11 protein-coding genes are annotated in these 14,203 nt (G+C 58.5%); 8 read left to right on the forward strand and 3 right to left on the reverse strand.

Annotated elements, in window-relative coordinates; translation table 11 throughout:
• Positions 1 to 8: 8 nt before the first annotated feature.
• The 6 genes from ACDO57_RS04865 (at position 9) to ACDO57_RS04890 (ending at position 5,411) form a co-directional block, all read left to right on the forward strand.
• Positions 9 to 1,022 (forward strand): ABC transporter ATP-binding protein, encoded by a 1,014-nt coding sequence (locus ACDO57_RS04865; RefSeq protein ID WP_370883586.1) that lies wholly within the window; start codon positions 9 to 11, stop codon positions 1,020 to 1,022.
• Between the two features lies 1 nt (position 1,023).
• On the forward strand, positions 1,024 to 1,968 hold the full coding sequence (locus ACDO57_RS04870) for an ABC transporter permease (RefSeq protein ID WP_370883587.1): 945 nt from the start codon (positions 1,024 to 1,026) through the stop codon (positions 1,966 to 1,968).
• Positions 1,958 to 2,764, forward strand: a complete 807-nt coding sequence (locus ACDO57_RS04875) for an ABC transporter permease (protein ID WP_024907243.1) — start codon at positions 1,958 to 1,960, stop codon at positions 2,762 to 2,764. The genes ACDO57_RS04870 and ACDO57_RS04875 overlap by 11 nt, the downstream gene beginning before the upstream one ends.
• Positions 2,765 to 2,788: 24 nt before the next feature.
• Positions 2,789 to 4,213, forward strand: coding sequence for an aminobutyraldehyde dehydrogenase (gene patD, locus ACDO57_RS04880; protein ID WP_370883588.1), 1,425 nt, complete (start codon positions 2,789 to 2,791; stop codon positions 4,211 to 4,213).
• A 182-nt stretch (positions 4,214 to 4,395) separates the two neighbouring features.
• A complete protein-coding gene (locus ACDO57_RS04885) occupies positions 4,396 to 4,569 on the forward strand; it encodes a GhoT/OrtT family toxin (protein WP_013096478.1) in 174 nt (57 codons plus the stop codon).
• 86 nt (positions 4,570 to 4,655) lie between these two features.
• The gene (locus ACDO57_RS04890) at positions 4,656 to 5,411 is read left to right on the forward strand and encodes an alpha/beta fold hydrolase (protein ID WP_370883589.1); all 756 of its coding nucleotides are present in this window, start codon (positions 4,656 to 4,658) and stop codon (positions 5,409 to 5,411) included.
• A gap of 71 nt (positions 5,412 to 5,482) precedes the next feature.
• Here ACDO57_RS04890 and ACDO57_RS04895 read toward each other — a convergent pair whose 3' ends face one another.
• Genes ACDO57_RS04895 through ACDO57_RS04905 form a run of 3 tightly spaced genes read right to left on the reverse strand, consistent with a single transcriptional unit; the run spans position 5,483 to position 11,989 of the window.
• The gene (locus ACDO57_RS04895) at positions 5,483 to 7,660 is read right to left on the reverse strand and encodes a virulence factor SrfC family protein (protein WP_370883590.1); all 2,178 of its coding nucleotides are present in this window, start codon (positions 7,658 to 7,660) and stop codon (positions 5,483 to 5,485) included.
• Positions 7,657 to 10,638 (reverse strand): virulence factor SrfB, encoded by a 2,982-nt coding sequence (locus tag ACDO57_RS04900; protein WP_370883591.1) that lies wholly within the window; start codon positions 10,636 to 10,638, stop codon positions 7,657 to 7,659. Before ACDO57_RS04900 ends, ACDO57_RS04895 begins: the two co-directional genes overlap by 4 nt.
• A 4-nt stretch (positions 10,639 to 10,642) precedes the next feature.
• Positions 10,643 to 11,989: an SrfA family protein gene (locus ACDO57_RS04905; RefSeq protein WP_370883592.1), complete on the reverse strand. Its 1,347-nt coding sequence runs from the start codon at positions 11,987 to 11,989 to the stop codon at positions 10,643 to 10,645.
• 283 nt (positions 11,990 to 12,272) lie between these two features.
• Here ACDO57_RS04905 and ACDO57_RS04910 point away from each other — a divergent pair, with 283 nt between their 5' ends.
• Complete coding sequence (locus ACDO57_RS04910) at positions 12,273 to 13,871, forward strand: ABC transporter substrate-binding protein (RefSeq protein WP_157189256.1); 1,599 nt, start codon at positions 12,273 to 12,275, stop codon at positions 13,869 to 13,871.
• A 96-nt stretch (positions 13,872 to 13,967) separates the two neighbouring features.
• Positions 13,968 to 14,201, forward strand: a complete 234-nt coding sequence (locus ACDO57_RS04915) for a YdcY family protein (protein ID WP_368741021.1) — start codon at positions 13,968 to 13,970, stop codon at positions 14,199 to 14,201.
• Positions 14,202 to 14,203 lie beyond the last annotated feature (2 nt).

A 14,203-nucleotide genomic window follows, 5' to 3' on the forward strand; every position in this document is an offset into this window, starting at 1 on the left:
AGCAGAACATGACGTACGCGGTAGAGTTTAACAATGTTTCCCGCCTGTACGGCGACGTCCGGGCGGTGGATGGGGTCACCATTGCGATTCGTGACGGAGAGTTTTTCTCCATGCTGGGGCCTTCGGGCTCCGGCAAAACCACCTGCCTGCGTCTGATCGCCGGTTTTGAACAGCTGTCAGGCGGCACGATCTCTATCTTCGGCAAAGAGGCGAGCGAGCTGCCCCCCTGGGAGCGGGATGTGAACACCGTGTTTCAGGACTACGCGCTGTTCCCGCATATGTCGATCCTCGACAATGTCGCCTACGGGCTAATGGTCAAAGGCGTCGACAAGAAAAAACGCCATGCCCAGGCCCGTGATGCCCTGGAAAAAGTGGGCCTGAGCTTTGCCGTTGCCCGCAAACCTTCGCAACTTTCCGGCGGCCAGCGTCAGCGTGTCGCCATTGCCCGCGCGCTGGTGAATGAACCGCGCGTCCTGCTGCTGGACGAGCCTTTAGGAGCGCTCGATCTCAAGCTGCGGGAACAGATGCAGTTCGAGCTGAAGAAGCTTCAGCAGGAACTCGGTATCACCTTTATTTTTGTCACCCACGATCAGGGCGAAGCCCTTTCCATGTCAGATCGGGTAGCGGTGTTCAATAACGGGCGCATCGAGCAGGTGGATACCCCGCGCGATCTCTACATGCGTCCGCGCACGCCGTTTGTTGCCGGTTTTGTCGGCACCTCTAACGTCTTCGATGCGGGCTTTGCGCAGAAAATATGCGGCATGGAAGGCAGCTATTCCCTGCGCCCGGAACATATTCGCCTTAATGAGGGCGGAGACGTTCAGGTTCAGGGCGTCGTGCAGGCCGTTCAGTATCAGGGGGCGGCCACGCGTCTGGAGCTGAAGCTCGCCAATGGTGCCAAACTGCTGGTGAGCCAGGCTAATCTCAGTGAAACCTCGCCGCTGAGCGGCATTGCGCCGGGGCAGTCTGTCATGGCGTCATGGTCACGCGAGGCGATGATTCGCCTGCACGAGGAGAGGTGAAATGGATATGAGTGTCGCGCATCCTCCCGCCCCGCGCGGCCGCTTAAGCCGCATGACCGCACTGTTCTGGCGTAAACCGTCGCTCGGCCTGTTCCTGCTTCTGCTTGCGCCGCTGATGTGGTTTGGCATCGTCTATTTAGGATCGCTGCTGACGCTGCTGTGGCAGGGGTTTTACACCTTCGACGATTTCACCATGGCCGTCACGCCGGACCTGACCCTGGCGAACATTCTGGCGCTCTTCAACCCGGCAAACTACGACATCATCCTGCGCACGTTAACGATGGCGATTGCGGTGACCATTGCCAGCGCCATCCTGGCATTCCCGATGGCCTGGTACATGGCGCGTTATACTCACGGCAAGTGGAAGGCCTTCTTCTATATCGCCGTGATGCTGCCAATGTGGGCGAGCTACATCGTCAAAGCCTACGCCTGGACGCTGCTGCTGGCGAAGGACGGGGTGGCGCAGTGGTTTCTTAGTCATATGGGGCTGGAGCCGATCCTGACCTCACTCCTTACGCTCCCGTCAATTGGCGGCAACACCTTGTCCACCTCCGGGCTGGGACGGTTTCTGGTCTTCGTCTATATCTGGCTGCCGTTTATGATCCTGCCGATCCAGGCGGCGCTGGAACGCCTGCCGGCCTCGCTGCTGCAGGCCTCAGCCGACCTCGGCGCGCGTCCTCGCCAGACTTTTCGCTATGTCGTTCTGCCGCTGGCCATTCCGGGCATAGCGGCGGGCTCAATTTTCACCTTTTCTCTGACGCTGGGGGATTTCATCGTTCCGCAGCTGGTCGGCCCGCCGGGCTACTTCATCGGTAATATGGTCTACTCGCAGCAGGGTGCCATTGGCAATATGCCCATGGCCGCCGCGTTCACGCTGGTTCCCATCGTGCTGATTTCTCTTTATCTGGCGTTCGTGAAACGTCTGGGAGCATTCGATGCACTCTGAACGCGCACCGCTGTTCCTGAAAGTGGCAGCGTGGGGAGGCGTGATCTTCCTGCACTTCCCGCTGCTGATTATCGCGACCTACGCCTTCAACACCGAAGACGCCGCCTTCAGCTTTCCGCCGCAGGGGCTGACGCTGAAGTGGTTTAGCGTGGCGGCGGGGCGCGGCGATATTATTGAATCCGTGACGTTGTCACTTCAAATTGCGGCGCTATCTACCGCCATTGCCCTTGTGCTTGGCACGCTTGCTGCAGCGGCGCTGTGGCGAAGCGAGTTTTTTGGCAAGAATGCGATTTCGCTGCTGCTGCTGCTGCCGATTGCATTACCGGGGATCATCACCGGTCTGGCGCTGCTGACGGCCTTCAAAACCATCAACCTTGAGCCGGGGTTTTTCACCATCGTGGTCGGACACGCCACCTTTTGCGTGGTAGTGGTGTTTAACAACGTGATTGCCCGATTCAGACGCACCTCCTGGAGCCTGGTGGAAGCGTCGATGGATCTCGGGGCCGACGGATGGCAAACCTTCCGCTATGTGGTGCTGCCCAATCTGGGTTCCGCGCTGCTGGCCGGGGGAATGTTGGCGTTTGCCCTGTCGTTTGACGAGATCATCGTCACGACATTTACCGCGGGACACGAGCGCACGTTACCGCTGTGGTTGCTCAATCAGCTCGGGCGTCCACGCGACGTGCCGGTCACCAACGTCGTTGCTCTGCTGGTGATGCTGGTGACAACTCTCCCCATTCTGGGAGCCTGGTGGCTCACCCGCGACGGCGAGAACATCGCTGGTGGCGGGAAATAACTTCGATTTAAACAGGACAACGCTATGCAAAACCAACTGCTGATTAATGGTGAACTGATTACTGGCGAAGGGGAAAAGCAGCCGGTTTACAATCCCGCCACCGGAGAAGTGCTGCTGGACATCGCTGAAGCCTCTGCCGCGCAGGTCGATGCTGCCGTTCGGGCTGCCGATCGTGCCTTTATCGAGTGGGGGCAAACCACCCCGAAAGCCCGTGCAGAGTGCTTACTGAAACTGGCCGACGCCATCGAAGAACATGCCGACACTTTCGCGAAGCTGGAATCCCTCAACTGCGGCAAGCCGCTGCATTGCGCTCTGGGTGATGAAATTCCGGCGGTGGTGGACGTTTTCCGCTTCTTTGCCGGGGCGGCCCGCTGCCTGAACGGCCTGGCTGCGGGGGAATACCTTGAAGGACACACCTCGATGATTCGCCGTGACCCGGTGGGCGTGGTTGCCTCTATTGCACCATGGAACTATCCGCTGATGATGGCGGCGTGGAAGCTCGCGCCCGCGCTGGCGGCAGGAAACTGCGTGGTGATTAAGCCCTCAGAGATCACCCCGCTGACCGCGCTGAAGCTGGGAGAACTGGCAAAAGATATCTTCCCCGCAGGCGTTCTGAACGTGCTGTTTGGGCGGGGGAAAACGGTCGGCGATCCGCTGACCGGGCATGAAAAAGTCCGCATGGTTTCGCTGACCGGTTCGATTGCGACCGGGGAACATATCATCGGCCATACGGCGTCCTCCATTAAACGCACCCACATGGAGCTGGGCGGTAAAGCGCCGGTTATTGTCTTTGATGATGCCGACCTGGATGCGGTTGTCGAAGGGGTGCGGACGTTTGGTTTCTACAATGCCGGACAGGACTGTACGGCGGCCTGTCGTATTTATGCCCAGAAAGGCATTTATGCCGCGCTGGTGGAAAAGCTGGGCGCAGCGGTCGCCAGCCTTAAAATGGGTGCACCGGAGGATGCCTCTACCGAACTAGGACCGCTCAGCTCGGCCGCCCATCTTTCTCGCGTCTGTCAGGCCGTCGATGACGCGAAAGCGCTCGGCCATATCCGCGTTGTCACCGGCGGCAGCAAAAAAGAGGGGGCAGGCTACTACTTCCTGCCAACCCTGCTGGCGGGGGCAAAACAGGACGATGCCATCGTTCAGCGCGAGGTGTTTGGCCCGGTGGTGAGCGTCACCGAGTTTGACGATGAGGCGCAGGTGCTGGCCTGGGCGAACGATTCGCAATACGGCCTGGCGTCATCGGTCTGGACCAAAGACGTGGGGCGCGCCCATCGCCTGAGCGCGCGCCTGCAGTACGGCTGCACCTGGGTGAATACCCATTTTATGCTGGTGAGCGAAATGCCGCACGGCGGCATGAAATTATCCGGCTACGGCAAAGATATGTCGGTCTACGGGCTTGAGGATTATACGGTCGTGCGGCATGTGATGATCAAACACTAATCCGCTCAGCCTGGTCGCATTTGCGGCCAGGCGCTCTCCTTGCCCGCCACTTGTGTTACGTAAGATGCTCAATTGTTATTAGCCATAATTTTTAAGTGGTTATTCTGTAACGAAAAAACTTGATCTGTGTCAACATATGACGCATATTGCGTGCGGTTATTTTTTCGGCTCTGGTATACAGAATGACGTTGTATCAAAAGATGTTGGTTTTTTACGCAATCATGGCTTCCATCTGCGCATTAATCACCTGGTTCCTCTCCAAAGACCGCAAACGTATCCGCTTGCTCAGCGCTTTCCTGGTGGGGTCAACCTGGCCAATGAGCTTTCCCGTTGCGCTGCTGGTCTCGCTTTTCTGAAGCACGCTTCCAGTTTTAAAAGATGAGCATAGCATTCCTGATGTGATGACTGTATAAATACACAGTGCATCATAAAAGGAGTGCTTATGAACAGTTTTTACTCGCAGCAGGCCGGTTGCACCGTGCGCTGGCACGACTTGCCTGGTACCGGCGATCCCGTGGTGTTCATTCACGGGCTGGGCTGCGCCTCTTCCTATGAATATCCCCGCGTCGTTTGTGACCCGCTGTTTGGCGGGCGCAGAGCGATTCTCATCGACTTGCCCGGCAGCGGCTACAGCGATAAGCCTGAGCACTACAGCTATAAAACCACTGACCAGGCGCACGTTGTCGCGGAACTGATTGACCATCTTGAGCTGGATTCTTTCTGGTTATATGGCCACAGCATGGGCGGCAGTATTGCTATCGAAACGTCGGGGCTGCTGGCAACGCGCGTGAAGGGACTGATGGTGTCAGAGCCCAATTTTCATGCGGGTGGGGGCATGTTCAGCCGGTCTATAGCGGCGCAAACCGAGCAACAGTTTCTGGAGCACGGATATGACGCCATGCTCAGCGCAGAAAAAACAGCGTGGGCGGGATGCCTGCAGAGCAATGCCGCTTATGCCGTCTGGCGCGGTGCATCTGGCTTGGTGGCGGGCGTTGAACCGGAATGGGAAGCGCAGTTCCTGTCTCTCCCTTGCCCGGTGACGCTGATTTTCGGCGAGCTCTCTCTGCCGGATGACGATGTAGATAATCTGCAGCAAAAGGGTGTTGAGGTAAAAATCATCCCTGCGGCGGGGCATTCAATGTCGTGGGAAAACCCGTCTGCGCTGGCACAGACGTTAGCTGAGTGTATGACGGTGTGATCGTTGTGCAATTTATTATCGTTGCAAAATGTAGGCCGGGTAAGCGCAGCGCCACCCGGCAAGAAGGGCGGCTACTTTATTAAAGCCCGCAGTGCCTGACGTGCGTCAGGCTGAACATCATGCGGATGCTGGTAATCAATGTTCTCTATCGCGCGGCTATAGAGGGCGACCAGCCAGTCGTAAACGTACGTGGTGGCCGCATGCACAGGCTGTTCTCCCAGGCGCGTCAGGCGAGGTTCGGCGCTGCTGACCACCGGCGTGACGAAGATGGCCTGGCCCTTACGGATGCGGCTTGCCGGACGCGTCGCCACGGGCGTCTGGTCATAACCCAGCCAGCCAACGAAATTGCCCATCACAGCATGCAGTTGCGCAGCGCTACTTTTATCTGCTTCGACAATTCGCTGCAGCTGTTGAGGCAGATTCAGCCGGTAGCTGGTGACGACCAGCACATCCGCGATTTGCTGTAACACCTCAGAATCCAGCCCAAGACGGGCGGCGGTCGCCTCGTTGCGGCTCCACTGGCGCAGATGATTTATCCATACTCTGTGCGCCAGACGCGCTTTGTCTTTGGTCTGGAACAGGCCTGCGCTTTCCTGGGCATTATCGGCAAACAGGTCAATGGTATCCGTAAACAGCCCGTTAACCTGCTCCTCGCGCGGCTGCTGAACGGCCAGCAGCGTTTCAAAGGCCTTCAGCGGCGGCAGCAGGCCTTCAAGCAGCTCGCCGTGGCGGGCGGCACTGCTTTGCAGCATGCGCACCATGTTTTCTGCCTGAGCTCGTCGGGTACCTGGTTCCTCAACCAGCGGTGCCAGGTAGCTTTGCATCAGCGCCGAGAGCTCCTGATGCAGCGCATTTTTCAGCGTGCCGAGACGTTTCTGTCGCTGCGCGGGCAACGTGGCCTGAGACAGCCACTCAATGACGCGCTGCATGCTGTGGCTGTCCAGGGCCTGCAGCGTGCCCCAGCGTAAGCCCGGCTTACCGAGCAGATGCTGTACGGCTTCGTCGAGGTTCTGCCGGGTGGTAAAGCGGGCGTCATGCGGGGTGATCGCCCACACCAGACCTGGAAGGGCAGACTCTTCAGCAGGCTGCGTCTCCTTCACCCAGTTCATCAACACTTTTGCTTTTTTGGCCGTCTGTTCGTGCTGCGCCGTCGCGTTACAAATCACCAGCACATCAGGTTGAAGCTGTTGACGGTAATGCTCGAGCAGCCACTGGGATTTCGCCTGGCGTAGCGGGTCGGCACGGTTATCTTCAAAAACCGGAATATCAATAATATCGACGTTGTCCAGCGCGCCGTTCTCAACCGGCAACACCAGCTCGCGGGTCAGGAAGGCCAGCACATCGACGGGGATACTGATGGCGTTAAGCATTTCACCGCCATTCAGCGGATGAAGCAGCGTCTCCTGCGCGTCCTGAAGGTCTAACGTGCCGTCGTGCGTCAGGAATCCTTCACCCGGCAGCCCAAAGCTGTCCACCAGCAGGCTAAGCGGGGCAGCAAGATCGCTGACATGGCTGGTCTGGTGCAGCACGTGGGCCAGTTTTAACCACTGCTGGGTCAACTCCTGCTGCTCGCCCCACAGCAGGGACCAGACGCTGGCCCGCGTGCTGAGATCGAGCGATGGCACCAGCTGGGCAAACTCATACCAGAGGGCATCATCAATTTGCTGTTTCGCTGCGGGTACGGTGCTTTGCCAGAAGCGGGCAATCGCTCCCACCTCCTGAGCAGTGATACCGGGCACGCCCTGCGGCTGGCGCAGCCCGCGCCATTTCTCCAGACGTGTCTCAATGACCGCCTTATCCACCGCGCGCATCTGCGGGTGCAGGGTCGTGCGGGCAATAAACAGCTGTACCAGCTCGGCCTCGGTGACCAGACGCAGACGCAGCGGGAACGCCTCATCAGCCACCTCCGGGGTTTCCCGGGTGAAGCGGACGGCCATGTTGGTCAGGGCATGTCCCGGATTGATATGCGAAAAATAGTCAAAGGTGCGCTGGCCTGGCGTTACGTTAAGGCGTCCATTGCCGCTGCCGCACAGAGACAGCAGCAGGTGCGCTTTCGCGCTCTGCGAATGACCGTAAAGCCCAATGCTGCTCTGGCGAGTCATGGCGCGTTCAATGGCCTGCTCCCGCGCCTGCACCGCGTTGATGCGAGCAAGCAGGGCGTCAGCATCGTTATCCAGCACTGGGGCGTTCAGGCGCGTCTCATTAATCCACCCGATTAAGGCCTGAGTGGTGGTCGTGGTCGCTGTCATTTCAGGTATACGCTCCCGCTGTCGATCCAGTAGTGGCTGCCGCTGTGTCGGCGGTCGGCCAAAGTATTCAGTTTGAAGGTTAGTGCGTCAGGCGCAACCGGCGTGCCGTCCTGCAGCCAGGCATCGCTCAGCTCGAAGGCCTCCGGGCCTTCCTGCTTGCTGCCGCCGCAGAGTTTCAGCCGCACGTTCAGCACGCCGTCACCGGCAATGGCTTTGGCCAGTTCAGCCGAGTTAATGCTGAGCGTGTAGAGCGGCGTGGCAGGCCAGCGCGCGTTCGCCAGTTGGCGGAAGCCGAGGGTGACGTTACCGCGCAGCGGGAAGTGCAGACGCGCGTCAAGCTTAGCGCCGGGCTTATCGAGATCGATATCCTGATACCAGACGTTTTCCTCGCGCAGGGTATTGACGGTGTTATCCAGCACGCCGAGATAGCGCACGGTGGAATACGCGCCAATGTCCGCGGCTTTAAAGTTGAAGCGCGGCAGACGCAGATCGAGCGCCAGGCTGCAGAGCATGGCGCCCACCGCGGCTGTCGATTTAGGGTTGCCAATGCGCCCCTGCTGGCTGAACGGATACCACTCGTGCACCTGGTATTTATCCAGCCAGACGATGCGATTGACCGGCACCGGCTGCAGGTGGCGAATGAGCGCCTGAACCCCAGGCAGGCAGCCGGGGCGTCCGGTGATCAGCAGAATATCGCAGCTGTAATGGGAAATCGCCTCACACACCGCGTGGAGCGGGGAGGCCAGCGTAAACTGCCCAGCCAGCATCGCATCCTGCATTTCGCGGAAGTTCACATGCAGCGGCACCGCGAACAGATCGAAAGCGTCTGAACCCGCAGGCAGGGCATGATCGATCGCCTGCTGCAGGTAATTCATCACGTTGCGGGTCGGCTTCTGAGGCAGCAGATCGCCAAAGGTGGCATGCAGACCGGCCAGCGGATCGTCAACGTCGCTGGATTCCCATCCGGCAAGAATGGCATGGCCAATTGGCATAAAGAGCTGCAGCGCCGTTTGCTGACGCAGCACGGCCTGGGTATCAATGCGCCCGGAGTCACCGAACAGCGAGGCCATCAGCAGCGAGGCATCCGCGATACCGGATTTCTGCAGCTGCGTTTGCAGAGCGGGCAACACGTAGCGCTGAATCACGTCCAGAAGCGTATCGTCACCCGCGACCTTAAAGCCTTCACGGAACAGCAGCTGCGGGGTGATTTTGACGTTATTGCCGGAACCGTCGTCCAGCTGGTAATGGGTGATCGCCATATCCGTTGTCCCGCCGCCAATGTCGATGGACGCGACGCGCAGCGCGCGTCCCGGCTGGCTACCCGGCTCAGGCTCACGGTCCGGGCGGGCCAGGGAGGCGAAGAAGGCTTCGGTCTGACCGCCAAAGCGGGAGATGGCTTCGTTATACAGCCAGACCAGCTGACCGCAGCTGGCTTCATCCCACTCCATCTGGATTTCAGGTACCGGCACCACGCTTTTTTCCTGCTGTTTGCGGGTGACAAAATCCTCATCCTGCGGGTGCCAGCCCATCGCTTTCCAGACGATGGCGATGGCTTCAAACATGCGGCGACGGAAAATCTCGCGCTCCTGCTTTGGCATGGCCGAGGGCAGAGTCAGGATCAGGGTGCGCAGCTGGCGCGGCGACGCCGGGAAGCCCAGACGCAAGCGTGTGGCGACGCTATTGATCTGTCCCAGCGCCTGCGCCAGCAGCTCGCACAGCATGTGCGTCATCAGGGTGCTGCGGCTGTACTGCGGCGAGAAGACCGGCAGGCGCTCGTCCTGCGGCAGCGTGAAGAGCGGCTCGCCGTCATCGTTCATCAGGTTCATCAGCGGGAATGCGGTGGCAAGCGGTTCACGCTGGGTTTTGCTGTTCATCTGGCTAAAGCGCCAGTCCTGCACGACCGGGGTTTCATCCCACAGGTAGCGACGCGGGCTGGAGATACCGCTGTTGCCTTCGGTTCCCAGACGCTGCATCGCCAGTTTGCGGGCTTCATCACCGACGCGCACAATCGACGGCCAGACAAAGGCATCTTCGCGACCGCTTTCAACCGAGAAGTGCTGCTTGCCAAAACGCGCTTCCGAAAACTCGAGACGGCTGGTGAACAGCGGCTCGTTCAGGAATTGCGGCTCGCTGAGCGAGCGAACCTGCAGCTCGGCGGTCTGGCGCAGCCCATCGTTCGCATCGCCGTGGTCTTCAATAATGACGCCGCAGGTGTGGGTATTACCCACGTCGAGGATCAGGTCAACCGGAATGGCTGGCGTGCTGAGCGTATGGGTAACAAATTTCACTTCCGGCACGGTGAGCTGTTCACCGAGCATGGTCAGCAGGTTAAGCCAGTGGGCCTGATATTCAAAACTGCGCATCGCCTGCTGCAGGTCGCGTTCAGAGCGGTTCTCAACGCCGTCGGCATACTGGGTAAACGCCTCGCGCAGCCAGCCGTCAATCCAGGTCTGATCGAGGAAACTGTCTACCTCGTTATCGCGCCACGCCAGCGCGAAGCGGGTCCCGTTCAGAATATCGTTTTCCACCGGAGAGAGCGCGGACGTGGCATGATCGGCAATCTGGCTGTCAAGGGCGAGAGTGACGCGGTGCGTATTGCCTGCCGTATCGGGCGTATCAAGCCTGCGCACCTGAACGCGGGCCCAGTTATCCGGCCCTTCAACAAAGGTCCGCGGCGGGTTGAAGCGCAGGAACGGAACCGGAAGCCAGACGCCATCCAGCACCGTCAGAGACTGATGCAGCGGGATGGTGGTTTCCGGTTTGACCACTTCAGGCTGCCCGCCGTTCATTCCCGGCAGGGTATAGCGACCGTTGACCAGGTCGAAATCGAGGCGCAACAGCGGGCCGTTCGCGGTTTTACGTACGAAGCGCCCGTTGCTGGCGGTGTCCTGCGGCGTCAGACCGAAATCAAGGAACTGCACGCCGCTGTTGGCAATAAGCGTGACGCTTTGTTTATAGTCGCAAAGATTAACCAGCATAGGATCAGGCACCTGCTTTCTTGAACGTCAGTGGGACGACGGTATTGGCATCATAACGGGCACGACATTCCGCAATATCGCTGGTGCCGGCTTTACAGGCAACCTCCGGCATCGGGTAGCGGGAACCGTCGGTGCAGCGGGCGGTACCGCGACTTTTAATCATCAGCTCGCCATTGCTGTGCAGCCCGGAGAAGACCTCCGCACGGCAGACCACGTTATCGCCATGAACAACCCGGGCGAAGCCTTTATTGTTCTGGATTTGATAGCGCATTGATGGCGGCTTGCCGGTGACCGGATCTTTCACGTCGAGAACCGCACGCCAGGTGCCGTTCAGGAAACGTGTCGATCCCGCTTTTACCTGATTCGCTTCCATCACCATGGCGTCTTTCGGGATGGCGACAATCACCACCGGAGCGGCTGTTTGTGCAGGCGCCGGAACTACTTCTTTTTCTTTGCTGGCCACGACCTCCGCCTGATGCAGCGGTAATTTCATCGCCAGTGGTTCAACCGCTTTGATCGGTTTTGGCGCAATCTCGACGGGCTCTGGTGCAGGCGCCGGAGCGGGCTCAGCGGAAGGCGACTGTTTTGGCCACAGCAGTGGAGCGGCAATGGCGGCGACGATCACGGCGGCAACCGGCAGCGTCCACAGGGGGACGCGGCGCTTTTTCGCGACAATCGCCGGGGGCGTTTCCTTAACGGCTTGCGCCACGACCGGGGCCGGTTCTGGCTCATACAGATCTTCCGGCGTAATGCGCACCACCGTGGAAGGGGCGATCAGCGGCTCGTCAGCCTGTTCAAAGGTCACCAGCGGTTCTGGCTCAGGTTCCGGTTCAGGATCTTCAATGACAACGGGAGCAGGCTCAGGGACCAGCGATTCACGCAGGCAGTCGAGGACATCGTCGCGCGCACTCTCGTTCAGGTTTACAAACCCCCAGAAGCTGATGACCGGCTTTCCGTCTACCAGGAAGAGGAAGTTTTCACCCGGGAACTGAAACGCCTTCGACAGCAGAGAACCAAAAAGCTGCTGCGCGGTTTTGGGCGACTGCAGGCATTTCTTGCTTAACGACTCGACGCTGGCGAGCGTGTTTTCCAGATAGCGCAGGGCGCGATAACGGTCATCTTCATCGGCCGCTTTCCAGCTGGTTACGCTCCCTTCAACCGGGGAATACCAGTCCACGCGGTCACCGCTGTCGTTGACCTGAGGAATCGCCAGACAGTCGACGATGGCCTGTTGTTTGCGCAACCGGAGCGCTTCCCGGATTTGTAACGCTGATTCGAAAACGGCTTGTCCGCCGCCGCCAACGGCCTGAAAGTCATCCAGATTACCGCTGCGTAAAAGAGTTTTTGCCACGATTTGATCCCATATACTTCTTCACACCATTACTTTAACGAAACGAGGAAGCAACCAAACGGGGGAAGAGACGCTAAAAGGGCCGATTTCTTGCGGCATAGAAAGTGACGGTTGTGCTTGACGAATAATGGCCCTTAAGGCAAATCACCTTTTTGGACGCTGGCGGTTAAAACAGCGAAAAAGGCGGCTTTAGAATAACCTGATAGTGTTTCGTTATTTGCCAGGTCATACCGCCTGTGCTGTTATTACTGTCTTATATAATAAAACTGTCAGGGTTATAACCATGTCTACAGGGAAAACACTGCTCGCCCTTGCGCTGAGCGCGCTGTTACCAGCCGGTGCCGCATGGGCGGCAAACAACGACACGCTTATTTACTGTTCAGAAGCGTCCCCCGAGTCCTTCAACCCACAAATTGCCAGCTCAGGCCCGTCTTTTGTGGCCAGCTCCCAGGTGCTGTATAACCGTCTGATCAATTTCGACCCGGTGAAAAACACCCCGGTGCCGTCGCTGGCGGAATCCTGGACGATTTCACCGGACGGCAAGACCTATACCTTTACCCTGCGTAAAGGAGTGAAGTTCAACAGCAACAAGTTCTTCAAACCGACGCGCGACTTTAATGCCGATGACGTTATTTTCTCGGTCATGCGTCAGAAAGACCCTAAACACCCGTACCACAACGTGTCGCAGGGCAACTACGAATACTTTAACGATGTGGGTCTCGATAAGCTGATCCAGGACGTTAAAAAGGTCGATGATTACCACGTTCAGTTCACCCTGAGCGAGCCCAACGCCGCTTTCCTGGCCGACTGGGGGATGGATTTCGCCTCGATTCTCTCCGCTGAATACGCCGACGCAATGCTGAAAAAAGGCACGCCTGAGAACGTGGACACCTGGCCGATTGGTACCGGGCCTTACGTGCTGCAGCAGTACAAAGTGGATTCGCTGATCCGCTACGTCGCGAACCCGAACTACTGGGAAGGTGAAGTGCCGACGAAGCATCTCATCTTCTCCATTACGCCAAACGTGGAAACCCGCCTGGCGAAGCTGCAGACCAACGAGTGCCAGATTATTCCTGCGCCGTCCCCGGTTCAGTTTGACGCCATCAAGAACAACAAAGACCTGACGCTGCACTCGGTCGATGCGCTGAACGTCGGTTATCTGGCGTTTAACACCGAGAAAAAGCCGTTTGATAACGTGCTGGTGCGTCAGGCGCTTAACTATGCGACCGACAAGAAGGCCATCGTTAATGCGGTCTTTATGGGATCGGGCACGGTGGCAAAATCGCCGATCCCGCCAAATATGCTGGGCTTCAATAAAGACCTGAAGGACTACAGCTACGATCCTGAAAAAGCGAAAGCCCTGCTGAAGCAGGCGGGTCTGGAGAAGGGAGCGGAAGTCACGCTGTGGTCAATGCCGGTTCAGCGTCCGTATAACCCGAACTCGCGTCGTATTGCGGAGATGATCCAGAGCGACTGGGCCAAAGTTGGCGTGAAGGCCAAAATTGTCTCCTACGAGTGGGGCGAATATCTCTCTGGAATGCGTAAAGGCGAACATGACTCCGCGCTGTTTGGCTGGATGTCCGACAACGGCGACCCGGACAACTTTGCCGACGTGCTGCTCGGCTGCAACAGCATTAAAACCGGCTCAAACGCCGCGCGCTGGTGCGATAAGGGGTATGATGCCCTGGTACAAAAAGCGAAGCTGACCAGCAGCCCGGCCGAGCGCGCGAAGCTCTATAGCCAGGCGCAGGAGATTTTCTATCAGCAGGCGCCGTGGATCGCGCTGGCCAACGGGAAAACGTTCTACGCGACCCGCAGCAACGTGACCGGGTACAGCGTAAGCCTGATGGGCAGCGATTTCTCGAAAGCGAAGCTGAACTGATCGTGTGCCCGGTGGCGCTGCGCTTACCGGGCCTACGGTTCCCCCTGTAGGCCGGGTAAGGCGTAGCCGCCACCCGGCACATAACAAGGAGTGACAATGTCACATTTAAACGAAGTTACTGCCCGCGTCGATGCCGCCATCGAAGAGAGCGTGATTACCCACATGAACGAGCTGCTGATTGAATTAAGCGATGATGCAGAGCTGAGCCGTGAAGATCGCTACACTCAGCAGCAGCGTCTGCGCACCGCGATTTCGCATCACGTTAAGCAGCATAAAGAAGAGATGGACGCGCGTGAGGAACAGCTGACGAAAGGCGGCACCATACTGTAACG

This window comes from Enterobacter cloacae complex sp. 2015409 (assembly GCF_041365315.1).
Classification (GTDB): domain Bacteria; phylum Pseudomonadota; class Gammaproteobacteria; order Enterobacterales; family Enterobacteriaceae; genus Enterobacter; species Enterobacter pseudoroggenkampii.